24 protein-coding genes and 1 rRNA gene (1 of these 25 only partly in view) are annotated in these 22,234 nt (G+C 44.1%); 19 read left to right on the top strand and 6 right to left on the bottom strand.

The features are described 5' to 3' along the window. Nucleotides 1–19 precede the first annotated feature (19 nt). From recX to BV11031_RS13905, 3 genes are all read left to right on the top strand, one after another. The gene (recX, locus tag BV11031_RS13915; protein WP_129550777.1) at nucleotides 20–811 is read left to right on the top strand and encodes a recombination regulator RecX; all 792 of its coding nucleotides are present in this window, start codon (nucleotides 20–22) and stop codon (nucleotides 809–811) included. A gap of 7 nt (nucleotides 812–818) precedes the next feature. Further along, on the top strand, nucleotides 819–1,139 hold the full coding sequence (locus BV11031_RS13910) for a YfhH family protein (RefSeq protein WP_010330868.1): 321 nt from the start codon (nucleotides 819–821) through the stop codon (nucleotides 1,137–1,139). A gap of 136 nt (nucleotides 1,140–1,275) precedes the next feature. Continuing rightward, on the top strand, nucleotides 1,276–2,469 hold the full coding sequence (locus BV11031_RS13905) for an MFS transporter (RefSeq protein WP_129550776.1): 1,194 nt from the start codon (nucleotides 1,276–1,278) through the stop codon (nucleotides 2,467–2,469). Between the two features lie 33 nt (nucleotides 2,470–2,502). On the opposite strand, the gene BV11031_RS13900 is transcribed toward BV11031_RS13905, so the two are convergent. Continuing rightward, the gene (locus tag BV11031_RS13900) at nucleotides 2,503–2,655 is read right to left on the bottom strand and encodes a small, acid-soluble spore protein K (RefSeq protein ID WP_010330867.1); all 153 of its coding nucleotides are present in this window, start codon (nucleotides 2,653–2,655) and stop codon (nucleotides 2,503–2,505) included. Nucleotides 2,656–2,779: 124 nt separating this feature from the next. On the opposite strand from BV11031_RS13900, the gene BV11031_RS13895 reads away from it, so the two are divergent. The 6 genes from BV11031_RS13895 to BV11031_RS13870 all read left to right on the top strand — a co-directional run bounded on the left by BV11031_RS13895 (nucleotide 2,780) and on the right by BV11031_RS13870 (nucleotide 8,834). Beyond that, a complete protein-coding gene (locus tag BV11031_RS13895) occupies nucleotides 2,780–3,049 on the top strand; it encodes a YfhJ family protein (RefSeq protein ID WP_010330866.1) in 270 nt (89 codons plus the stop codon). Between the two features lie 143 nt (nucleotides 3,050–3,192). Further along, on the top strand, nucleotides 3,193–3,711 hold the full coding sequence (locus BV11031_RS13890) for an SH3 domain-containing protein (RefSeq protein WP_010330865.1): 519 nt from the start codon (nucleotides 3,193–3,195) through the stop codon (nucleotides 3,709–3,711). Between the two features lie 85 nt (nucleotides 3,712–3,796). Continuing rightward, nucleotides 3,797–4,129 (top strand): SdpI family protein, encoded by a 333-nt coding sequence (locus tag BV11031_RS13885; RefSeq protein WP_026014554.1) that lies wholly within the window; start codon nucleotides 3,797–3,799, stop codon nucleotides 4,127–4,129. Then, nucleotides 4,116–4,976, top strand: a complete 861-nt coding sequence (locus tag BV11031_RS13880) for an alpha/beta fold hydrolase (protein WP_010330863.1) — start codon at nucleotides 4,116–4,118, stop codon at nucleotides 4,974–4,976. The genes BV11031_RS13885 and BV11031_RS13880 overlap by 14 nt, the downstream gene beginning before the upstream one ends. A 230-nt stretch (nucleotides 4,977–5,206) precedes the next feature. Continuing rightward, nucleotides 5,207–6,196: a glycosyltransferase family 2 protein gene (locus BV11031_RS13875; protein WP_010330862.1), complete on the top strand. Its 990-nt coding sequence runs from the start codon at nucleotides 5,207–5,209 to the stop codon at nucleotides 6,194–6,196. A gap of 52 nt (nucleotides 6,197–6,248) precedes the next feature. Further along, on the top strand, nucleotides 6,249–8,834 hold the full coding sequence (locus BV11031_RS13870; protein WP_010330861.1) for a YfhO family protein: 2,586 nt from the start codon (nucleotides 6,249–6,251) through the stop codon (nucleotides 8,832–8,834). On the opposite strand, the gene BV11031_RS13865 is transcribed toward BV11031_RS13870, so the two are convergent. Then, nucleotides 8,827–9,810: a metal-dependent hydrolase gene (locus BV11031_RS13865; protein WP_010330860.1), complete on the bottom strand. Its 984-nt coding sequence runs from the start codon at nucleotides 9,808–9,810 to the stop codon at nucleotides 8,827–8,829. The genes BV11031_RS13870 and BV11031_RS13865 overlap by 8 nt on opposite strands. A gap of 216 nt (nucleotides 9,811–10,026) precedes the next feature. Here BV11031_RS13865 and mutY point away from each other — a divergent pair, with 216 nt between their 5' ends. Beyond that, a complete protein-coding gene (gene mutY, locus BV11031_RS13860; RefSeq protein ID WP_010330859.1) occupies nucleotides 10,027–11,136 on the top strand; it encodes an A/G-specific adenine glycosylase in 1,110 nt (369 codons plus the stop codon). Nucleotides 11,137–11,142: 6 nt separating this feature from the next. Here mutY and BV11031_RS13855 read toward each other — a convergent pair whose 3' ends face one another. Continuing rightward, complete coding sequence (locus tag BV11031_RS13855; RefSeq protein ID WP_010330858.1) at nucleotides 11,143–11,367, bottom strand: hypothetical protein; 225 nt, start codon at nucleotides 11,365–11,367, stop codon at nucleotides 11,143–11,145. An 80-nt stretch (nucleotides 11,368–11,447) separates the two neighbouring features. Here BV11031_RS13855 and fabL point away from each other — a divergent pair, with 80 nt between their 5' ends. The 5 genes from fabL to BV11031_RS13830 all read left to right on the top strand — a co-directional run bounded on the left by fabL (nucleotide 11,448) and on the right by BV11031_RS13830 (nucleotide 15,457). Further along, nucleotides 11,448–12,200, top strand: coding sequence for an enoyl-[acyl-carrier-protein] reductase FabL (fabL, locus tag BV11031_RS13850; protein WP_010330857.1), 753 nt, complete (start codon nucleotides 11,448–11,450; stop codon nucleotides 12,198–12,200). A 67-nt stretch (nucleotides 12,201–12,267) separates the two neighbouring features. Next, a complete protein-coding gene (locus tag BV11031_RS13845; protein ID WP_121642184.1) occupies nucleotides 12,268–12,522 on the top strand; it encodes a gamma-type small acid-soluble spore protein in 255 nt (84 codons plus the stop codon). A gap of 172 nt (nucleotides 12,523–12,694) precedes the next feature. Beyond that, nucleotides 12,695–12,955, top strand: a complete 261-nt coding sequence (locus BV11031_RS13840) for a YgaB family protein (RefSeq protein ID WP_010331499.1) — start codon at nucleotides 12,695–12,697, stop codon at nucleotides 12,953–12,955. Between the two features lie 143 nt (nucleotides 12,956–13,098). Continuing rightward, nucleotides 13,099–13,629: a nucleoside tri-diphosphate phosphatase gene (gene ntdP, locus BV11031_RS13835; protein ID WP_010331498.1), complete on the top strand. Its 531-nt coding sequence runs from the start codon at nucleotides 13,099–13,101 to the stop codon at nucleotides 13,627–13,629. A gap of 85 nt (nucleotides 13,630–13,714) precedes the next feature. Next, complete coding sequence (locus tag BV11031_RS13830) at nucleotides 13,715–15,457, top strand: ABC transporter ATP-binding protein (protein ID WP_010331497.1); 1,743 nt, start codon at nucleotides 13,715–13,717, stop codon at nucleotides 15,455–15,457. 74 nt (nucleotides 15,458–15,531) lie between these two features. Here the strand turns inward: BV11031_RS13830 and BV11031_RS13825 are convergent, their stop codons facing one another. Together BV11031_RS13825 and BV11031_RS13820 are read right to left on the bottom strand one after the other, a co-directional pair. After that, nucleotides 15,532–16,593 carry an aromatic acid exporter family protein gene (locus tag BV11031_RS13825; RefSeq protein ID WP_010331496.1) on the bottom strand — a complete coding sequence of 354 codons (1,062 nt, stop codon included), beginning with the start codon at nucleotides 16,591–16,593 and terminating at the stop codon, nucleotides 15,532–15,534. Nucleotides 16,594–16,810: 217 nt separating this feature from the next. Continuing rightward, the gene (locus BV11031_RS13820; RefSeq protein ID WP_010331495.1) at nucleotides 16,811–18,100 is read right to left on the bottom strand and encodes a glutamate-1-semialdehyde 2,1-aminomutase; all 1,290 of its coding nucleotides are present in this window, start codon (nucleotides 18,098–18,100) and stop codon (nucleotides 16,811–16,813) included. 154 nt (nucleotides 18,101–18,254) lie between these two features. On the opposite strand from BV11031_RS13820, the gene bcp reads away from it, so the two are divergent. After that, on the top strand, nucleotides 18,255–18,728 hold the full coding sequence (gene bcp, locus BV11031_RS13815) for a thioredoxin-dependent thiol peroxidase (RefSeq protein WP_121642186.1): 474 nt from the start codon (nucleotides 18,255–18,257) through the stop codon (nucleotides 18,726–18,728). 131 nt (nucleotides 18,729–18,859) lie between these two features. Continuing rightward, on the top strand, nucleotides 18,860–19,297 hold the full coding sequence (gene perR / locus BV11031_RS13810; protein ID WP_003223285.1) for a peroxide-responsive transcriptional repressor PerR: 438 nt from the start codon (nucleotides 18,860–18,862) through the stop codon (nucleotides 19,295–19,297). Nucleotides 19,298–19,331: 34 nt separating this feature from the next. Here perR and BV11031_RS13805 read toward each other — a convergent pair whose 3' ends face one another. After that, entirely contained in the window at nucleotides 19,332–19,685 is a 354-nt protein-coding gene (locus tag BV11031_RS13805; protein ID WP_010331493.1) for a YgzB family protein, read from the bottom strand. A gap of 207 nt (nucleotides 19,686–19,892) precedes the next feature. On the opposite strand from BV11031_RS13805, the gene BV11031_RS13800 reads away from it, so the two are divergent. Both BV11031_RS13800 and BV11031_RS13795 read left to right on the top strand, forming a co-directional pair. After that, on the top strand, nucleotides 19,893–20,777 hold the full coding sequence (locus BV11031_RS13800) for a nucleotidyltransferase-like protein (protein ID WP_010331492.1): 885 nt from the start codon (nucleotides 19,893–19,895) through the stop codon (nucleotides 20,775–20,777). Nucleotides 20,778–21,063: 286 nt separating this feature from the next. Further along, nucleotides 21,064–22,234: ribosomal RNA gene (locus BV11031_RS13795) — 16S ribosomal RNA — on the top strand (it continues 379 nt past the right edge of the window).

The following is a 22,234-nucleotide window of genomic DNA, read 5'->3' as shown; positions in this document are numbered from 1 at the left end:
CCTCAGAAGGGAGATTAAGATGCCATTTATTACAAAAATATCTGCACAAAAAAAGAATACGGAACGCTTCAATATCTTTCTCGATGATAAATACGCCTTCAGTGTGGACGCGGACGTGCTCGTAAAATTTGAGCTTAAAAAGGGAAAAGAGCTTGATGACCTTGACATTATTGAGATTCAATACGGCGATGAAGTAAAGAAAGGCTTCAACCGTGCGCTTGACTTTTTATCCTATCGAATGCGGTCAACAAAAGAGGTAGAGGACCACTTAAAGAAAAAAGAAACCTCAGCGCCTGTCATTGCAGAAGTCATCCATAAGCTCAACGACTACAAGTACTTAAACGACCAGGAATTTGCCGCGGCCTATGTCAGCACCCACAAAAAAACGAACGGAAAAGGCCCTGACGTTTTGTTCAGAGAGCTGAGAGCGAAGGGAATCGACGACGATACTATTAAGGAATCGCTGAGTTCCTTTTCCTTTGAGGATCAGACGAGGGAAGCGGTCAAGCATGTTGAAAAGCTTCTTAAAAAGGATAAAAAATGTTCCACAAAAGAACTCAAACAGCGCGCCCAGATGCAGCTTCAGCGCAAGGGTTTCTCATTTGATGTCATCAGCGCCGCGCTCGAGCAGATTGAATATGAAAATGATGAAGACACGGAGAAAGAAGCGCTGCGTCTTCACGCCGAAAAAGCGTTTAGAAAATACCGCTATGACGGCTCATATGAAAGCGCCATGAAGGTCAAACAATTTTTATTCCGCAAAGGATTCTCACTCGATTTAATCGAGCAATTTCTGCAGGAAGAGGAGTAGCTGAAAAATGGAGAAACGATACAGTCAGATGACACCGCACGAACTCAATACCGAAATCGCATCACTTTCTGAAAAAGCAAGAAAAGCTGAACAGCACGGCATCATCAACGAACTGGCCGTGCTCGAACGGAAAATTGCAATGGCAAAAGCATATTTGCTGAACCCGGAAGATTTCACACCGGGAGAAACATATCGCGTGGAAGGCTCTGAAGATGGGTTTATCATCAGTTATGTAAACGGCGTTTTCGCATGGGGATACAGAACCTCGGCCCCTGATCAAGAGGAAGCGCTGCCAATCTCAGTATTGCGAGAACAGAAGCAAGCGTAACAGGGAGGCTGAATATCAGCCTCTTTATATTTTCAGCACATTTGCACGGCATTTTAAGGAAAAAATCATTGAATTCACTCCAATAATCTTTTAAGATGAAACTCGTTGTTTTTAAAAATCGAAGGAGGCGATGACGTTGAGTATCAAAAACCCATCAGTGAAATTTATTATTTTTGTTCTTATGATTTGCACATTTTCAATCGGATACACTGAATACGCAGTGATGGGGATTTTGACGTCGATTGCCAATGACTTTCATATACATGTTTCATCCGCCGGGCTTCTTGTCACGGCCTATGCCGTAAGCGTATGTCTGACAGGCCCGCTCGTCACCATCATTGCGGTCAAACTCCCGAGAAAGCCTGTGCTGCTTGGGCTGATGGCGATTTTTATCCTAGCCAATCTAATGAGCGCGCTGGCACCGAATTTTGCGGTATTGGCTGTCTCAAGAATTTTATCCGCGTCCATTCATGGCGCTTTCTTTGCGATCGCCATGGTATTTGCCAGTGAAATGGTTCCGCCGGAAAAGCGTGCCGCAGCCGCTGCCTCAATGAATGGCGGGCTGACAGTGGCTTTGATGCTTGGTGTCCCATTCGGCTCTTATCTCGGAGATGTCCTGAACTGGAGAGCTGTATTTACCATCATTACAGCACTCGGCGCCGTTGGATTCTTAGGCCTCATGGCTGCTGTGCCGAACAGAAAACCAAAAGTGATCCCGATGCTCATGAATGAGTGGGGCGTATTTAAAAACAAACAAGTGCTGTATTCCTTCGCAATTACGATTTTAGGCTATTCCGGCGTCTTTATCGCCTACACTTTTATCGAACCGATTTTGAGACATTCAGCCGGATTCAGCACAGTCGGCATAACAGGCGCTCTCTTTGCATATGGACTAGGGGGCGTTGCAGGGAATTTCTTTGCGGGAAAAGTGCCGATGCCTCTGCTGACTCGGACGATGATCGGTGTGATGATCGGTTTGATCGGTGTTCTGACTGTATTTCCTTACATCGCCATTTACCCGGCCGCAGCCATTGTTGCAACGTTCTTATTTGGGGCTTGCGCATTCGGTACGCCTCCTTTGCTGCAAACAAAGGTCATTTCTTCTTCTGAGAGCGGTACAACAATTGCCGCCGCTGTCAGCGTGTCGGCGTTTAATCTTGCTAATGCGCTCGGTGCGTGGATCGGCGGAATGATTTTGAGCGGAACAGGTTCTTATTCGTGGCTGTTTGCGGGCGGAGCGCTTATGACTGCATGCGGTCTCGTGCTTTCTACCTTCGCACATTTGTCAGAAAAGAAGAGCGTGTATGAGTATCAAGTCAATAAAGGGTAAAAAAACAGCTGCAGCGCGTGCAGCTGTTCTTCTTTACCGTTTGCCGGAGGCTCTCATTTTTTCTTGAGGATGCTGATTGATTGATCCGTCAGCACGCTTTGAAGCATAGTCGTCCTTTGCTCTCGGTTCACCCTGAAATTTATTTTCGTTTTCGTAAGGAAATCCTTTTTCTTTATTCCGGACCATGTCATTTCCCCCTAGGTTCGAGATCAAAAAGTTGCGTCTTTCCAGATGAAGACGTAAGGTTAGTATATGGAGAACAGCACGTTTTAAAGCGTCATTTTTTTCCTGAAGAAAGGAGACTGGACACATGAATACGTACATTGAGAAACTGACAAATCTGCTTCTGGAAAAGAACGAGATGATCAGCTATATACAGGCAAAAACATGGGTGGAATTATTATGGAGCGATTTTGAAGCAACCTATGCAAAAGCCGGACATGCCTATCAGGGTGAAAAAATGACCGAAAAAATCGTCACACAATGGATCGAGAACTATGGCGGCCAGCTTCACCTTTTCCAAAGCTCCCGTGACAACGTGAATGATTACTTAAACCAAAGCAGAGGCCTTTTGCATTAAACAACCTGCCGTTAGCATCCGGCAGGTTTTTTCATTTCCTTTTGATTACCTGAACATCATAAAAATAAACAAAACGTGTTTCGCCCCCCTGTCAATCAGGGAATACCAAAAATATCTTGTCAAATTGCGAGGAGGAGCTTTGTATGAAAAAGAAACAAGTAATGCTCGCTTTAACAGCTGCCGCAGGCCTGGCTTTACCATCCCTTCATTCCGCTCCCGCAGCAAAAGCTACGCCCCTTCACGACATATCTGTCAGTATGCCATCATCTGATTCTTACATCATAAAAGCAGGAAAGCTGAATGTCCGGACTGAGCCAAATCATAAAGGCAAAATTGTTGGCACTTTATCATCAGAACAAAAAGTCACAGTCAATGGTTTCGTAAATGCCGATTGGGCTCACATTCAATTCAAAGGAAAAAAAGCCTATATTTCAACACACTTCTTAATGAAAACGGCAAGCCAAGTGAAAACGGCGAAACAGACAGCCTTCTACGCACCGACACCCGAAAACGGAAAAGCCAAGAAGCTATCATCTGGGACAGAGGTAACATTCCACGGATGGGGATTCAGTGAAAACGGCGGATTTGACTTCACGTGGGCATTCGTTAAGTATGGTGGAGTCATGGGTTACATTCAGACAAAGGACTTACAGCTACGATAAAAAAGGCAGGCTGAGGCTTGTCTTTTTGCCGGAGTATGAAACTTTTCTTCTTTCTGCACGTAACAATGAGAAAGGAGATGATCATTTGGTTGGTTTAATCGGCGGAGGTCTCATGATCATTGCAGGCATACTGATCAAACTGTTTCCTCCCACATCCATCAACAGTGTGTACGGATATAGAACGAGGCGTTCAATGTCAGATCAAAGGTTATGGAATGAAGCGAACCGCTACAGTGCATCATTGATGATCCTGTCAGGCTTGGTGATTATGGCAATGGGTCTGCTGCTGAGATCAAACTTGATCATTTTTCAGCTTGCCCTGCTGATGGCCGCCTGTGTCATTACGTTTATGCTAACGGAGAAAAGGCTGAAAAACATGACGTACAGTCAAGGAGGAGATAGAAGTGGACGGAATTAAAAGACAGTTTGTCAAAACAAACGGAGTCACGCTCCACGTTGCGTCTGCAGGGCCGGAGGACGGTCGGTTAATTGTCCTGCTCCATGGATTCCCTGAGTTTTGGTACGGCTGGAAAAATCAAATCAAACCGCTAGCCGATGCGGGTTACCGGGTCATTGCTCCTGATCAGCGAGGCTACAATCTCAGTGACAAGCCGGAGGGAATTGAAGCATATCGGATTGATACATTAAGAGATGATATCATCGGGTTGATCACGCAATTCACAGATGAAAAAGCAATCGTGATTGGACATGACTGGGGAGGCGCTGTCGCATGGCATCTGGCTTCAACGCACCGGGAATATCTTGAAAAGCTGATCGCCATTAATATCCCGCACCCGGGCATCATGAAAACCGTAACACCGGTTTATCCTCCGCAATGGCTGAAAAGCTCGTACATCGCCTTCTTCCAGCTGCCTGACATTCCAGAGGCATCACTAAAAGAAAATGATTATGAATCATTAGATCAAGCGATTGGGTTATCGACACGCCCTGAGCTTTTTTCGTCTGAGGATGTTAGCAGGTACAAAGAAGCCTGGAAACAGCCGGGTGCCTTGACAGCTATGCTGAACTGGTACCGAGCCCTCAGAAAAGGAAGCCTGTCAGAGAAAGTAACTTGTGAAACAGCACCTTACCGGATGATTTGGGGAATGGAGGACCGCTTTTTAAGCAGGAAGCTTGCGAAAGAGACGGAAAAGCGTTGCCCGAATGGACACCTCATTTTTGTTGATGAAGCCTCCCATTGGATTAACCACGAAAAACCTGCCATCGTCAATCAGCTGATTCTGGAATATCTTAAAAAACCATAAGTCAGAATATCTCCCAATCGTCTGTCATAAGTGGCAGACTTTTTCTGTGCGTATTTTTCATAGTCTTTTTTAAACATCACAAAATAACATTAAAAATTGAATGTCACGACAAAAATGTAACAAAAATCAGGTTTAAACGACTTTTAAAAAAGGAATAGCCTTACTGAAGATTTGTCTGCAACTCCCCCTAAGGCAATACTAAAAAAAGAATATAAAAAGAAGGTGCCTTAATGAAGCAAGGATTAATCTCGATTATTATCCCGTCTTACAATGAAGGGTATAATGTCAAACTCATTCATGAATCCTTGAAAAAGGAATTCAAGAGCATTCATTATGATTATGAAATTTTCTTCATAAACGACGGAAGTGTTGACGATACGCTTCAGCAAATTAGAGACTTGGCAGCGATATCCAACCGGGTAAAATACATATCTTTTTCCCGAAACTTCGGAAAAGAAGCCGCAATTCTGGCGGGCTTTGAGCATGTCCAAGGCGAGGCGGTTATTGTCATGGACGCCGATCTGCAGCATCCGACCTATTTGCTGAAGGAATTTATCAAAGGCTATGAAGAAGGCTATGATCAAGTCATTGCCCAGAGGAACAGAAAAGGGGACAGCCCTGTCCGCTCAGTCCTGTCCTCTCTTTATTACAAGTTCATCAATAAAGCGGTGGAGGTTGATTTGCGTGACGGTGTCGGAGACTTTCGGCTGTTAAGCCGCCAAGCTGTGGATGCTCTTTTGAAGCTGAGCGAAGGCAACCGCTTTTCAAAAGGGCTGTTTTGCTGGATCGGCTTTGATCAGAAAATCGTGTTTTATGAAAATGTAGAAAGAAAAAACGGCACCTCAAAATGGTCATTCAGCAGCCTGTTTAACTACGGAATGGACGGGGTTGTTTCATTTAATCATAAGCCGTTGAGAGTATGCTTTTATACCGGCATTCTCATCTTGCTGCTTTCTATCATTTATATCATTGCCACATTTGTAAACATTCTGACTAAGGGCATTTCTGTACCTGGATATTTCACAATCATCTCAGCAATCTTATTTCTCGGCGGGGTTCAGCTGTTAAGCCTCGGAATCATAGGTGAATATATCGGCCGAATTTATTATGAAACAAAAAAACGCCCGCATTATTTGATTAAAGAAGCGAATATCCCGAATAAAGATATACCTGAAACGAACGAACTGAAAAACGTACAGCGCCTGACAAAAATGCACTGAAATCACTAAGCGGTGCTTTTTTGCATCTTAAAAGCAAGACTGGAGAATCTATATGAAAAAAAAATATGTCATGATCTATGCGGCCAGTCTGCTCGCTTCCATTCTGGCTCACGCTTTTTTTGTGAAAGAATGGTCGGACGGCAGATACATGACAGGTCCGGGTGACGGGCTTGCGCAAATGGTCGTATTTAAAAAATTATTATTTGAACAATATACACACGGAAATTTTTTCTACAATTATACATTCGGACTCGGCGGCGGCACATTCAGTCAGCTCGGCTATTATTTTTCTGCTTCCTTTCTTTTTCTTGCATTAGCCGCCGTCGTCTGGCTTCTTCAAGGCGTGCAGCTGATCGGAGAAGCGGATGCGCTTTTTTGGGCTGAGTCAGCTGTTTTTATCAGTGTGATCAAACTGAGTCTGATCATCTTTACAGCCGCTTCTGTTTTTCACTATCTTCTCAAGCACAGAGCGGCGTCGTTTACGGGCGCCGTATTATATGGTGCCTCAATCATTTATTTCCGCCACGAAGCGTATTGGGAATTCTTTACCGATACCATGATCTGGCTTCCGCTGTTAGTGCTCGGAGCGGAGAAAATCATGAGAGAACGGCGTCCGGCATGGTTTATCATTGCGTGCTCGATGACCTTAATCAACAACTTTTACTTTGCATACATAAACCTTATATTTATCGCAATTTATGTGCTGTTTAGATGGCTGATCCGGCTTGAACAGCATGAAGAGAAAAGATGGATTCAATGCAGAATGTTTATCGTTTCAGGCCTTATTTCTTTCGGCATCAGTGCGGCGGCGTTTGTGCCGGTGGTATACGGTTATGTTAACAACCTGCGCCCTCCGTACAGAGAGAACATAGAGTGGCTTCATTTCGATGATAATATCTTATTTACAAGCCGGATCATCATTTTGCCGGCAGTTTTTCTGCTGTTTTTATTTATTTTGTCTTTTTACAAAAACCGCGTGTTTCGTCTCTTTGCCGGATTGAGTCTGCTGTTTATTCTTTTTCATTTCAGTCCGTATGCGGCAAGCGCATTTAACGGCTTTTCCGCCCCGCAAAACCGGTTTGAGTATGTTCTTGCCTTTACGATCGCCGGTGCGGCAGCGGCAGGCTTGTCACAGCTGAACAAGCTGAAGCTCAAAGAACTGCTGCCGGCAACTGCCCTTGTCCTGCTTCTTTACTTGTACCATATCCAAAGGTATGAGCTGGACATAGGGAAGCCTGCGAATCAAAGCATTCTCTTGCTCTTGTTTCTGACAATCGCAGCCTTGTTTGCTGCGGTTTTTGCGAAAAAATGGACAAAGTTTGCTGTGTACGGTGTGGTTATTCTTTCTACGCTGTTTGTCGCCAACACCTATCAAAAATACGCGCTCTCGGAAGGGGGCGGTCTGGACAGTGTGACAAAAGCATATCTCATGGGCGAGGAATACAAAGGGCAAGAATCATCTGAGCTCATCAGGCGTTTACAAAAGGAAGACGATGATCCGCTCATGAGAATCGACTGGATGAACGGGGTCCGCAATAATACGCCAATCATTTACGGGTTTAATGGATTCAGCGCTTACTCCAGCATTTTAAACAAACATCTGCTGACCTTCTATTGGCATGATCTGAGCATCGATATGGGGAGGGAAAGCGTCAGCCGTTATGCGTCCTTGGGAGACAGAGCGAATTTGTACAGCCTGCTTTACGGCAAGTATTATATGACGGAAAAAACAAACGAAGCCAGCGTTCCGTACGGCTTCAAAAAGAATTTGGAATCTGAGCATTATGCCGTTTATGAAAATCAATACATGTTGCCTTTCGTCAAGACAGCCGATGTCATATACAGCGAAAGCGAGCTGGACAAATCGCCCGTTCTAGCGAAAGAGCAGGCGATGCTGGCAGGTATTGTAGTAGCCGATCCATCGGGGGAGACAGAGCAGGCACCCAAACCGGCCGATCTAATCCCTGAGTCGGACATCACCACAAAGCATGCCCGCTATCAAAAAGGACTGCTTACTGTGACTGGAGAAAACGGAGGAGAGCTGAACATCACCCCGAAACAGGCGTCATCAGCTCCGGGAGACTACTATGTCAGCTTTTATTTGAAAAGCAAAGCAAAAGACAAAGGGTTTAGGTTAAGGGTCAATGATTATGCCACAACAAGGAAATCGAATCAATCGATTTATAAGACCGGGGTAAATGATATCACGATTAGAGTGCCTAAATCAGAACATATTTCAATCAAGCTCCCGGAAGGAACGTATGAGATCAAAAACATAGCGCTCTATGAAGAAAATTATGAAACGCTGAAAAGCGCTGTACAGCAAAATAAAACAGAAAAAGCAGACAAACTGAAATGGGACAAAAACCAATTGACGTTTACCTCTTATCTGTCAAAAGACAAGTACATCATGCTTCCAATTCCATATGAAAAAGGCTGGGAGTTGAAGATCAACGGGAAAAAACAGCCGATCAAAAAAGCGGACTATGCGTTCATCGGTTTTCAGGCGCAAAAGGGAGACAATCACATTGAACTGACCTACTACCCGCCATACTTTAAACAATCGGCGCTCCTATCGGCCGTCAGTTTGCTGCTTGCTGTTTTGTATATCAGACGAAAAAAGCCCGGCTCTAAATAGAGCCGAGCTTTAATTTTTTCTGGAGCTTTTCTTCGCTGAATATCCATCCCGTATAGGATGAGCGAATCTTGAGATCATGGTCGATATGAACGATGGCCACAAACGGATAATGGCCTTTGCTTCGGTAACGCAGGTCAATAAACCTTACCTCATAGTGATCTTTAAACGTATCGACTTCCCACCGGTAAACCGGAGAAAATGACAGAAACGCCCCAATGTTATCATCTTGCTTTGCCGCATGCATTACTTCGGTTTCAGGAACAGGCACACGGTTAAACGTATCCAGAATCACGACGTGCCCTTCCATGCTTCTTCCCACATAGAAAGCATGGGCTGTCGTAACTGCGATCCGCCATTGCCTGAATTTCATCGTCGGAGAAATAATGATGCTTTCGATTTCATCATGAATCATCTCATGAAGCTTCCGTTTAATTCTGAGCTGCATAATCAGGCGAACCATATAATAACCAGCCAATATGATATATAAGCTGAGAAACGTGATGCCGGGACTGCCGCCCGCATACCAAATCGCAATCGCAGCAAGATGACTGATAAATATAAACGGATCAAACGTATTAATCAGCCCTAGCGCAACCCATTTTTTTGAAAATGGACGTATGGCTTGTGTTCCGTACGCGTTAAAAATATCAACAAAAACATGCAGAACGACTGCCAGCAGCGTCCACAGCCACAGGTGCAGAAAATCGGCCTGCGGATAAAATAAATACAGTATGGCCGGGATGATCAAAGACCAAAACAAAACAGCGGGAATAGAATGGGTAAACCCTCTGTGATTTCTGATATAAACCGCATTATTTTTCAGCTTTAACACAGTATCAATATCCGGAGCCTGAGAGCCCGCGAGCGTTGCGATCATAACAGCGTGAGCCATTGCCGGATCTGATCCGACAACAGGATCAAGCGTCGCAATACCGCCAAGCGCGATGCCCATGACGACATGTGTGCCCGTATCCATAGGTGACCTCCTTGCAGGATTGTCCTGCCCACTCACTTTTATAAAATATTCCCCATTTTCATATACCCAATTTTTCAAAAGATTTAATCGTTCTCATATGTTTCCGCTTTTTCTTTACTTCTATTTAATGTAACATATTATCGTACTGTGCCCTTAGTGTACAACAAATAACAGTCTAAAGAAAAGCGGGGCGCGAAAGACTGGGGAGAAACACATATGAACGTACTTGAAGACAAATTAAAACAAAAAGACATACAGCAATTTCGCGATGATTTAATCTCATGGTTCGAACGAGAACAGCGCATTCTGCCGTGGAGAGAGGACCAAGATCCATATAAAGTGTGGGTATCTGAAGTGATGCTGCAGCAAACGAGAGTAGAGACGGTGATTCCTTACTTTCTGCGGTTTGTGGAACAATTCCCGACAGTGGAAGCGCTCGCTGATGCTGATGAAGAAAAAGTGCTGAAAGCATGGGAGGGACTCGGCTATTATTCGCGAGTCAGAAATCTGCAAAGCGCGGTAAAAGAAGTGAAACAGGAATACGGGGGCATTGTTCCTCCAGACGAGAAAGAATTTGGCGGCTTAAAAGGCGTAGGCCCTTATACAAAGGGGGCTGTGCTCAGCATCGCTTACAACAAACCCGTTCCTGCGGTTGACGGAAATGTGATGCGTGTCATGTCCAGAATTCTTTCCATTTGGGATGATATCGCTAAACCAAAAACGAGAACGATCTTTGAAGATGCAGTCCGTGCATTTATTTCAAGTGAAAAACCATCTGAATTTAATCAAGGCTTGATGGAGCTCGGAGCCTTGATCTGTACGCCGAAATCACCTTCATGCCTGCTATGCCCGGTTCAACAGCATTGCTCAGCATTTGAAGAAGGAACTGAACGGGAGCTTCCGGTAAAAAGCAAAAAGAAAAAGCCCGGGATTAAAACAATGGCCGCAATCGTTCTGACTGATGAAAATGGACAGGTGTATATTCACAAACGCCCATCAAAAGGTTTGCTCGCCAACCTGTGGGAATTCCCTAATCTTGAAACACAAAAAGGGATCAAAACCGAGCGTGAACAGCTCACTGCATTTTTAGAAAACGATTGTGGGATACAAGCTGACATCAGTGATCTGCAAGGTGTAGTCGAGCACGTTTTCACCCACCTGGTATGGAATATTTCTGTGTTTTTCGGTAAAGTAAAACAAGTGTCGGATACCGCTGAGTTGAAAAAAGTGACAACAGAAGAGCTCGAACAATTTGCGTTCCCGGTATCACATCAAAAAATCTGGAAGATGGCAGTGGAAGCAGCCGAATACACGGCTGCTCCGTAAACGTTCTTAATCATAAGTAACGCGCGTGCCGTGGGTGTAGTCCGCTTCATTGCTTTTCATTCCGCCGCGCGCTTCAATTTCCTGCGTTAATTCCCGGTATTTTGATTGGCCTTCTTCGTTCAAATAAGGCATAATTTGCTGAAAAGCATGATGAAAATAGGCGAGTTCACTGTTTTTCCAATCTTCTTTGGATACCATGTTTAATTCGCTCATATCACGTCCGACATACATAACAGAAGACCCCCTTTACGTTCTTGCCATTATTGTTTGTGGAAATAAGAGAACTATACGCTACAAGGAGATGAGGAAAAATGGAACAAAATAAATGCGCACTTGTAACAGGAAGCAGCCGCGGTGTCGGTAAAGCGGCCGCGATCAGACTGGCTGAAAACGGTTATAATATCGTTATTAACTATGCACGCAGCAAAAAAGCCGCTTTGGAAACAGCGGAAGAAATCGAAAAGCTTGGCGTCAAAGTGCTTGTCGTAAAAGCAAACGTAGGACAGCCGGCAAAAATCAAAGAAATGTTTCAGCAAATTGATGAAACGTTTGGCAGACTTGATGTTTTTGTAAATAATGCCGCTTCAGGCGTTCTGAGACCTGTTATGGAACTAGAAGAAACACACTGGGACTGGACGATGAACATTAATGCGAAGGCATTGCTTTTCTGCGCCCAGGAAGCGGCCAAACTAATGGAAAAGAACGGAGGCGGGCATATCGTCAGCATCAGTTCATTAGGCTCAATCCGCTACCTTGAAAACTACACGACAGTTGGCGTGTCAAAAGCGGCGTTAGAAGCGTTAACCCGTTATCTTGCGGTTGAGCTTTCGCCAAAACACATTATCGTCAACGCCGTTTCAGGCGGAGCAATTGACACAGATGCGCTCAAACACTTCCCAAACAGAGAGGATCTGCTCGAGGATGCGCGTCAGAACACGCCGGCAGGACGCATGGTTGAAATTAAAGACATGATTGATACTGTCGAGTTTTTAGTGTCATCTAAGGCTGACATGATCCGCGGACAGACCATTATCATCGATGGCGGACGCTCGCTGCTCGTTTAAAAATTTTTAAAAAGAGGAATAGCCATACCGTCACCTGCACATTCTAATGATCGTGGAGGTGATAACAATGGCAAACCAAAATTTCAGCAAAACAAACGCACAACAAGTCAGAAAACAAAACCAACAATCAGCTGCTGGTCAAGGCCAATTCGGCACTGAATTTGCTAGCGAAACAAACGTTCAGCAAGTCAGAAAACAAAACCAGCAATCAGCTGCTGGCCAACAAGGTCAATTCGGCACTGAATTCGCTAGCGAAACAAACGTACAGCAGGTAAGACAGCAAAACCAATCTGCTGAACAAAACAAACAACAAAACAGCTAATCACTGAAACAGAAAAAAGCACTTCATCTTAGGATGAACGTGCTTTTTTTCTGTTTGTAAAACGACAAAACTTGTGGAAGGTCTACAGAATGAGTCAAAGGGTTTGCATACATAAGATCGAAATAATGATAGGAGGAACGTTTAGACTTTTGCCAAGCTGAAGGAGGAACCGATGACGGAATTTGAAAAGCTCGTAATTGAACAGATGAAGACGATGGACAAGCTTCTCGATCTCCAATCAGAGCTCGACCGCTGCAAACAAATTGAAGCAGAACTCCGGCATTTGGAAAGGGGTGCAAGGCTGCGCGGTATTCGGAATGAAATTGCGGTAAAACGAAAACAACTTGCCGATATACAGGACATGTTTCAAAAGCAGACAGAGCAGGTGATTCGTTCATATCGCAGCTCAGAAAAGCCGTCTTCCTTTGTGTAGAGCAGGAATGTGCCATTCCCCGGCCGGAATGGCTCTTTTATTTTCATTTTTCAATTTGTAACGTTATAATAGGTAAAAGACGTTGTCGGTAAGCAAATTTGGACATACTAACTGCAGGGCTTTATAGAAAGTAGGGGAGAAATATGGGCTATCCCAAGGAAGGAGAAACCATTCAAATTCACAGCTACAAGCATAACGGGCTGATTCATAGAATTTGGAATGAGACGACAATCTTAAAAAGTACAGAAATGTGTGTCATTGGAGCCAATGACCGGACGATGGTTACCGAATCAGACGGACGGACATGGATAACCAGAGAGCCCGCAATCTGTTATTTTCACGCAAGACAATGGTTTAATGTCATCGGGATGCTGAGGGAAGACGGGGTTCATTACTATTGTAATATCAGTTCTCCTTTTGCCTATGATGGCGAAGCAATTAAATATATTGATTATGACTTAGATGTTAAGGTTTTTCCTGACATGACCTATAATATTCTCGATGAAGACGAATATGATGATCATCGGAAAGCCATGAATTATCCAAAAGAAATCGACAGTATTTTAAGAGACTACTTAAACACGCTGCTCCATTGGATTCACCAGCGCCAAGGACCGTTTGCGCCCGAGTTTGTCGATATGTGGTATGAACGGTTTTTGCGCTATACAAAATAAAGTTACGTAAAAACCTGTTGCGGGGTACAACAGGTTTTTCACATGGGCTCACACACATCATGATAAAGAGAGAGGGGGAATCAACGTGGGGGTTATGAAACGCTACATGCAATTCGTCAAACCTTATAAGAAACAAATTTTCGTTACTGTGTTAATCGGGATTGTCAAATTCTCCATTCCGCTTGCTCTCCCATTGCTTCTGAAGTACGTAGTTGACGACATTATTCAAGGAGGCGGCACGGCCAGTGACAAAACAACGTCATTGTTCACCATTATGGCGATTATGTTCGCCTTATTTTTAATTTTGCGCCCGCCTGTTGAATACTATCGGCAATATTTTGCCCAGTGGACCGCCAGCAAGGTGCTCTACGATATAAGAGCCAAGCTGTTTGACCATATACAGAAACTGAGCCTTCGTTTTTATGCGAATACGAGAACAGGGGAAGTCATTTCCCGAGTGATCAATGATGTGGAACAAACAAAGGATTTTGTCATTACTGGCCTGATGAATATCTGGCTCGATATGCTGACGATTTTGATTGTAATCTCTATCATGCTCACACTAGACGTTAAATTAACACTGATCTCTATCGTTTTATTCCCATTATACGGCATATCAGTGAAGTATTTTTACGGCCGTTTAAGAAAGCTGACTAGGGAGCGCTCGCAGGCGCTCGCTCAAGTGCAGGGACATTTGCACGAACGCATTCAAGGCATGCCTGTTATCAGAAGCTTTGCAATCGAAGATCATGAACAGGATCATTTCAATGAGAAAAACAGCCATTTCTTAGATAAAGCCATCAGCCACACGAATTGGAATGCCAAAACCTTTGCAGTCGTCAATACCATTACAGATTTGGCGCCGCTTATCGTGATTGCGTGCGCTGGCTATTTTGTCATTAATGGACCGCTGACTGTCGGAACAATGGTCGCGTTTGTCGGATATATCGACAGAATGTACAATCCTGTTAGAAGGCTGATTAATTCCTCTACAACATTGACACAGTCAATCGCATCAATGGACAGGGTGTTTGAATTTATTGACGAGCCATATGAACTCACTGACAAACCAAATGCCATTAAGGCCGGCCAAATTCGCGGTGAAGTGGAATTTCAAAATGTTTCGTTTCAATATGAAAAGGAAAAAGAAAACATTCTTCATGACGTCTCTTTAAAAGTAAATAGAGGGGAAACTGTAGCTCTCGTTGGCATGAGCGGAGGAGGCAAGTCAACACTCGTCAGCCTGATTCCGAGATTTTATGACGTGACAAGCGGCAGGCTGCTGATTGACGGGACAGATATTCGCGATTATGAAGCGAGAAGCCTTCGCAATCAGGTTGGCATGGTGCTTCAGGATACCTTTTTATTCAGCGAAACGATTCGGGAAAATATTGCAATCGGCCAACCTGGTGCCACGCTTGAGGAGATTATCGAAGCCGCCAAAGCTGCCAATGCCCATGAATTTATTATGGGTTTTCCAGAAGGGTATGAGACCCGGGTGGGGGAAAGAGGCGTTAAGCTGTCAGGCGGGCAAAAACAGCGCATCTCAATCGCGCGGGTTTTTCTGAAGAATCCGCCGCTCCTCATTTTGGATGAAGCGACTTCAGCTCTTGATCTGGAAAGCGAGCATTACATTCAAGAAGCAATGGACAAACTGGCAAAGGACAGAACAACCTTTGTTGTCGCCCACCGCTTATCGACCATCACACATGCGGATAAGATTGTTGTTATGGAAAACGGCACAATCACCGAAACTGGAACCCATCATGAACTGATGGAATATGACAGCCAGTACAAGCACTTATTTACCATTCAAAATTTGAGCTGAACATCAATCTTATATCCTTTCTGCAAAGGATATAAGATTTTTTTATATGAAAAAAACCCGGCTGTTCAACCGGGTTACTCTTCTGTCTCTATTTCGCAGTCTTTCGGATGATACGTTTGAAAACTTGTGATCAGAGTTTCTAAATGTTCAAGCTGATCACGATATTCTACGGCGCTTGCCATAATACTGAGCATATTGTAATCGATTAGCTCATCATCTGTGTTCTGCTGATTTTTTAAAAATGACTTTGTTAAGAGCTGTTTATATTGAATGCCTTCTTCATCTGCGTCATCATGCTGCTTGATTTTTCCGACAAACCGCATCAAAATCAGTTCATGCCAGTATAGCAGGTAATCAAGTTCTTCAGTCAGTGTTTCTTGAAACTCTTCAGGCATATGGTAGATGTCGTTTTCCAGGCGATGCAGCTTTTTCAATGTATCAAGCGCCCTGTTTGCAGTGATAATTGCCTGCCTGAATAGGACAAGCTTTCTTGATTTCACATAAGTCGTTTTCTTAAAATAACTTCTTTCTTCTTTATATAGAAGATATGTCTGATCAAGCTTGATCATTTTTTCTTTCAGTTTTTCAATATCCTCTTTCAAAATCGAATGCTCTGTGGACTGCCTCATGCTCAGCCTGATCCATTTCATAATTTCCTCTGTGTTTTCCACTGTATTATGAATCAGCTTTGTTTCGTACTTAGGAGGCAAAAACACCAGGTTGACGATAAAAGAAGAAAGCACCCCTAAGATGACTGTGCTTGTTCTGACCAGCGCGAACATTAAAAAGTCGTCACCGGCGGATTCTAAAATCGCGATAACTGTTACAAGTGCAATCGAAATGGTATGTTCAATTTTAAGCTTCAGCATAATTGTAATGACAATAACTGCTGTCAACCCGATCATAATCGGGCTGGGTCCAAAAATAAGGCCGAACACTGTAGCGATCACAGCTCCGATAATATTTGCCTGAACCTGATCAATAATAATAAGAAAAGAGCGGTAAATCGACGGCTGAATCGCAAATATCGCTGCAATCCCAGCGAAAATCGGCGAGGGAAGTCCGATCCACGAAGCCAGATAGAGGGCAAGTGTAATCGCAATCCCGGTTTTGAAAATGCGGGCACCAAGTTTCATTGGTTTGTGCGTGCATTCCTTTCTATAGTAAATTGTATGACATAGCAAATGCTAATCCTTAAAATTCCCGGTCAGTTGATTTGCTAAACAACTAAGTAATATACAGGGATCGATACAAATATTCAAGCTATTTTTCGAGAAATAGACCAAAATCTTACACGCTGTTCGAATGAATAAAAAAACAGGAGCTTTCTGCTCCTGTCAAAGGTGTCTGATACTAGTTTTTAAGATGTTTAAAAGCATCTTCTACCGCTGCAAGCGTGTCTTTAATATCTTGCTCTGTATGTGCTGTTGTAATAAACCAAGCTTCATATTTAGATGGTGCTAAATTAACGCCGCGTTCCAGCATCAGTTTGAAGAATCTGGCGAATGTTTCTCCGTCACTGCGTTCTGCCTGCTCGTAATTTTCGATCTTTTCATCAGAGAAATAAACCGTGAGTGCGCCTTTTAAGCGGTTGACAGTAATCGTGATGCCGTGTGTTTCTGCATGCTGTAAAATGCCTTCCTCCAGCATAGCGCCAAGGTGATCAAGCTTTTCATATACGCCTTCCTCCTTAAGCACCTCCAGACAAGCGATGCCAGATAGGATGGAAGCGGGATTGCCTGCCATTGTACCAGCCTGGTAAGCCGGCCCAAGCGGAGCCACCTGCTCCATGATTTCTTTTTTGCCGCCATAGGCACCGATCGGAAGACCGCCGCCGATAATTTTTCCGAGTGCTGTTAAATCCGGTTTCACCTGCAGAAGATCCTGCGCGCCGCCGTACATAAAGCGGAAAGCCGTAATGACTTCATCGTAAATAACGAGAGCGCCCGCATCGTGTGTCAGTTCATTTACTTTTTCCAAGAAGCCCTCTTTCGGTTCAACAATTCCGAAGTTGCCGACAATCGGCTCAACGAGAACCGCCGCGATTTCACTGCCCCATTTATCAAGAGCCGCTTTATAGCTTTCTATATCATTAAATGGAACGGTGATGACTTCGTTTGCGATGCTTTTCGGTACACCGGCCGAGTCGGGTGTGCCGAGAGTTGACGGACCAGAACCGGCTGCGACAAGAACAAGATCCGAATGTCCATGATAACAGCCTGCAAATTTAATGATTTTTGTCCGTCCTGTATATGCGCGAGCCACACGGATGGTCGTCATAACTGCTTCTGTCCCCGAATTGACGAATCTTACTTTGTCCATAGCAGGAATGGCTTCTTTAAGCATCTTTGCAAATGTAACCTCATGTTTCGTCGGTGTACCATATAAAACACCATTCTCTGCCGCTTCTTTAATCGCTTCTGTAATATGAGGGTGGGCATGTCCGGTAATAATCGGACCGTACGCCGCTAAATAATCGATGTATTTGTTGCCATCCACATCCCAAAAATAAGCGCCGTTTGCTTTTTCCATTGCGATGGGAGAACCGCCGCCGACCGCTTTATATGATCTAGACGGGCTGTTTACACCGCCGACAATGTGCGTTAATGCCTCATTGTGAAGTTCAATTGATTTTGTATGCAAGAATAAAAACCTCCTATATGTACATGCGTCTTTTCTATTGTAGCATGCTTCCGTACAAGAACAATGGATTCGGGCTCAAGACGCAAGGGACGACAGTTGTAATCTGGACAAGAATTGGATACGCTTAATAAAAAGACATCCGGAGGTAAAGAAAATGACGATAGAAATCGGACAAAAAGCGCCTGATCTTGAGTTAAAAGGCGATCAGGGGGAAACAGTAACGTTAGCGGATTATAAAGGGAAGTACATCGTGCTTTACTTTTATCCAAAAGACATGACACCGGGATGCACAACCGAAGCATGCGATTTTCGGGACAGCCACGAAAGCTTTGAGGAATTGGATGCGGTCATTATCGGGGTCAGCCCGGACAGCCAGGAAAAACACGGAAAGTTTAAAGAGAAGCATAACCTTCCATTTCTGCTTCTTGTTGATGATGAACACAAGCTGGCGGAAGCATTTGATGTTTGGAAGCTGAAGAAAAACTTCGGAAAAGAATATATGGGAATTGAGCGCTCTACATTTTTGATTGACAAGGAAGGCCGGCTCGTTAAAGAATGGAGAAAGGTAAAAGTAAAAGACCATGTAGCCGAAGCGCTTCAGACACTCAAAGAGATGTCGGAAAAGTAAATATGTCTATCAATTTCAAATGATGTGCTTACTTTTGCCCTGATATCAATTGACAAATTATCGTAAAAAGAGTTACACTAATTATAAACATTACAATGTAAGAATTTTTTTAGAAGAGAGGTGCATGACGGATGGCTGCACATGAACTAAAAGAAGCCTTAGAAACGTTGAAGGAAACCGGAGTTCGCATTACTCCTCAACGTCATGCGATTCTGGAATATCTCGTTAACTCTATGGCTCACCCAACAGCGGACGATATATATAAAGCTCTGGAAGGGAAGTTCCCTAACATGAGCGTAGCGACGGTATATAACAATTTGCGTGTATTTCGGGAATCCGGTTTGGTAAAAGAGCTCACATACGGTGATGCTTCCAGCAGATTCGATTTTGTCACATCCGATCACTATCACGCAATCTGTGAAAACTGCGGCAAAATTGTGGACTTCCACTACCCGGGCCTTGACGAAGTGGAGCAGCTTGCTGCCCATGTGACGGGCTTTAAAGTAAGCCACCACCGTTTAGAAATTTACGGCGTCTGCCAAGAGTGTTCAAAAAAAGAAAACCATTAAAAATAAGCTGGCCGCACGAAACGGTCAGCTTATTTTATTTGGACATTTTCTTTTTATTATAAGACTCATCAAATTCTTTTCCTTCTAAGCCCTTATCTAAAGTCAGCGGCTCTCTGCAATGCATGCACATGTCTACTCTTCCCAAAACCTTTGTCTCTTTTTCACAGCCCGGACATATGACGCGGACCGCTTTGGTCGAAAGCATACCGATCCAAAAGTAAACAGCCGTGCTGAGCCCGATGGATAAAAGCCCAAGTATCATAAACAAACTAGATAGCAAAACTGAATCCTTGAAAAAGATCCCGATGTACATAATGACAAACCCAACGAAAACCAAACTTAACGCAAATGTTCTGATTTTATTAATTTTGCTGGAGTATTTCGCCATGTCCATCCCCCTCTGACTTTAACTATAGCACAAACCCAATGGGATTTTCTTCATGTTTTCGATTGAACTGGAATTTACATATGGAGACTTATAGTGAAATTGTTTATAATAGTTCAATGTGTTTAGAATAAAAGGAATTTCGTTATAACCATAGAATTGAATCAAGTAGAGATAAAAAAATTGAACAATTGCATTGGAGGAATAGTGATGGATAATCTTCTCCGTCCAATTTACCAAGAAAGAGCAAGTCATCCCAACACATTAGCTGTCATTATGATTGAGAGAAGAAACAGAACATCTTCCTTAACAGATAACTTTGATGCCGCTTTGCTGGTGATTGTAAAGGAGGCTGACGAGCCTGTTTTTATAAAGCATTATGAATTTGATCAAAAAACAGCTTCTTTGCATGTGGTAACGGATTCTCAGATTAAAGAATGGATTTTGCTCGGGACAAATAGAAGAATCATAGATTGGATTGTAAATGGAAAAGTCATGTTTGACCGTAATGAATACATTGCCGAGCTGATTGACAGGCTGAATACATTTCCGTTTGCTGAGCGCAAACTGAAGATCGGACTTGAATACGGCAAATTAATCAGAAGATATATTGAAGGAAAAGCTTTTTTTGAAGCCAATCAATTTTTAGATGCCTACAACGCGGTTGTTCATGCGCTCCATCATTTAGCGCGTATAGAAGTAATCGACAGGGGATTCCATCCGGAAACCACGGTGTGGAGCCAAGTGCGCCAGATGGAGCCGCAAGTGTACAAATTATATTCCGAGCTGATTGAAAGTCACGAGAGCTTAGAGAAAAGACTCGAATTATTATTCTTAGCAAATGATTTTCTCATCCATTCTAAATCTGATATCGGGTCGGCACATCTTTTTGAGGTGATGAAAGAAAAAGACATTTGGCAATTCGGTGAGCTTCTTCAGCATTCTGACTTAAAGCACTTTACCCAAGACCTTGGCGTTATGCTTGATTACCTAACGGACAAGGGATTGATTAACGTCTGCCAGATAGAAACGAAAGGACAGGCTGTCTATCACCGAGGATATTTTTTCGAAAAAGATGTTGACTCTGATTCTTGACCGTGTTATATTATTAAACGTCGCTGATGCGCTACTGAAAAATAAGCTCACAGCGGCGGAGAAATAAAACAAAAAAACATTTGACAAAAGAAAGTCAAAATGTTATATTAATAAAGTCGCTTCAACAAGAAGTGAAAATGATCTTTGAAAACTAAACAAGACAAAACGTACCTGTTAATTCATTTTTTATAAATCGCACAGCGATGTGCGTAGTCAGGGGCCTGCACGATGCAGGTCATGCAGATGTTGTCACAGGATGTGACGAACTTAATCTGCGCTCCATTACTTTATGGAGAGTTTGATCCTGGCTCAGGACGAACGCTGGCGGCGTGCCTAATACATGCAAGTCGAGCGGACAGATGGGAGCTTGCTCCCTGATGTTAGCGGCGGACGGGTGAGTAACACGTGGGTAACCTGCCTGTAAGACTGGGATAACTCCGGGAAACCGGGGCTAATACCGGATGCTTGTTTGAACCGCATGGTTCAAACATAAAAGGTGGCTTCGGCTACCACTTACAGATGGACCCGCGGCGCATTAGCTAGTTGGTGAGGTAATGGCTCACCAAGGCAACGATGCGTAGCCGACCTGAGAGGGTGATCGGCCACACTGGGACTGAGACACGGCCCAGACTCCTACGGGAGGCAGCAGTAGGGAATCTTCCGCAATGGACGAAAGTCTGACGGAGCAACGCCGCGTGAGTGATGAAGGTTTTCGGATCGTAAAGCTCTGTTGTTAGGGAAGAACAAGTGCCGTTCGAATAGGGCGGCACCTTGACGGTACCTAACCAGAAAGCCACGGCTAACTACGTGCCAGCAGCCGCGGTAATACGTAGGTGGCAAGCGTTGTCCGGAATTATTGGGCGTAAAGGGCTCGCAGGCGGTTTCTTAAGTCTGATGTGAAAGCCCCCGGCTCAACCGGGGAGGGTCATTGGAAACTGGGGAACTTGAGTGCAGAAGAGGAGAGTGGAATTCCACGTGTAGCGGTGAAATGCGTAGAGATGTGGAGGAACACCAGTGGCGAAGGCGACTCTCTGGTCTGTAACTGACGCTGAGGAGCGAAAGCGTGGGGAGCGAACAGGATTAGATACCCTGGTAGTCCACGCCGTAAACGATGAGTGCTAAGTGTTAGGGGGTTTCCGCCCCTTAGTGCTGCAGCTAACGCATTAAGCACTCCGCCTGGGGAGTACGGTCGCAAGACTGAAACTCAAAGGAATTGACGGGGGCCCGCACAAGCGGTGGAGCATGTGGTTTAATTCGAAGCAACGCGAAGAACCTTACCAGGTCTTGACATCCTCTGACAATCCTAGAGATAGGACGTCCCCTTCGGGGGCAGAGTGACAGGTGGTGCATGGTTGTCGTCAGCTCGTGTCGTGAGATGTTGGGTTAAGTCCCGCAACGAGCGCAACCCTTGATCTTAGTTGCCAGCATTCAGTTGGGCACTCTAAGGTGACTGCCGG

The organism is Bacillus vallismortis (genome assembly GCF_004116955.1).
Lineage (GTDB): Bacteria > Bacillota > Bacilli > Bacillales > Bacillaceae > Bacillus > Bacillus vallismortis.
The sequence above is the reverse complement of the archived record's forward strand: the minus strand, read 5'-3'. Positions and strand labels throughout refer to the sequence as shown.

Coding starts and splice junctions, on each gene's coding strand:
- recX (WP_129550777.1), top strand. CDS start 20: ATGCCATTTATTACAAAAATATCTGCACAAAAAAAGAATACGGAACGC.
- bcp (WP_121642186.1), top strand. CDS start 18,255: ATGACGATAGAAATCGGACAAAAAGCGCCTGATCTTGAGTTAAAAGGC.
- BV11031_RS13870 (WP_010330861.1), top strand. CDS start 6,249: ATGAAAAAAAAATATGTCATGATCTATGCGGCCAGTCTGCTCGCTTCC.
- BV11031_RS13855 (WP_010330858.1), bottom strand. CDS start 11,367: ATGTATGTCGGACGTGATATGAGCGAATTAAACATGGTATCCAAAGAA.
- ntdP (WP_010331498.1), top strand. CDS start 13,099: ATGGGCTATCCCAAGGAAGGAGAAACCATTCAAATTCACAGCTACAAG.
- BV11031_RS13805 (WP_010331493.1), bottom strand. CDS start 19,685: ATGGCGAAATACTCCAGCAAAATTAATAAAATCAGAACATTTGCGTTA.
- BV11031_RS13825 (WP_010331496.1), bottom strand. CDS start 16,593: ATGAAACTTGGTGCCCGCATTTTCAAAACCGGGATTGCGATTACACTT.
- BV11031_RS13895 (WP_010330866.1), top strand. CDS start 2,780: ATGAATACGTACATTGAGAAACTGACAAATCTGCTTCTGGAAAAGAAC.
- BV11031_RS13800 (WP_010331492.1), top strand. CDS start 19,893: ATGGATAATCTTCTCCGTCCAATTTACCAAGAAAGAGCAAGTCATCCC.
- BV11031_RS13890 (WP_010330865.1), top strand. CDS start 3,193: ATGAAAAAGAAACAAGTAATGCTCGCTTTAACAGCTGCCGCAGGCCTG.
- fabL (WP_010330857.1), top strand. CDS start 11,448: ATGGAACAAAATAAATGCGCACTTGTAACAGGAAGCAGCCGCGGTGTC.
- perR (WP_003223285.1), top strand. CDS start 18,860: ATGGCTGCACATGAACTAAAAGAAGCCTTAGAAACGTTGAAGGAAACC.
- BV11031_RS13865 (WP_010330860.1), bottom strand. CDS start 9,810: ATGGATACGGGCACACATGTCGTCATGGGCATCGCGCTTGGCGGTATT.
- BV11031_RS13910 (WP_010330868.1), top strand. CDS start 819: ATGGAGAAACGATACAGTCAGATGACACCGCACGAACTCAATACCGAA.
- BV11031_RS13845 (WP_121642184.1), top strand. CDS start 12,268: ATGGCAAACCAAAATTTCAGCAAAACAAACGCACAACAAGTCAGAAAA.
- BV11031_RS13840 (WP_010331499.1), top strand. CDS start 12,695: ATGACGGAATTTGAAAAGCTCGTAATTGAACAGATGAAGACGATGGAC.
- BV11031_RS13900 (WP_010330867.1), bottom strand. CDS start 2,655: ATGGTCCGGAATAAAGAAAAAGGATTTCCTTACGAAAACGAAAATAAA.
- BV11031_RS13875 (WP_010330862.1), top strand. CDS start 5,207: ATGAAGCAAGGATTAATCTCGATTATTATCCCGTCTTACAATGAAGGG.
- mutY (WP_010330859.1), top strand. CDS start 10,027: ATGAACGTACTTGAAGACAAATTAAAACAAAAAGACATACAGCAATTT.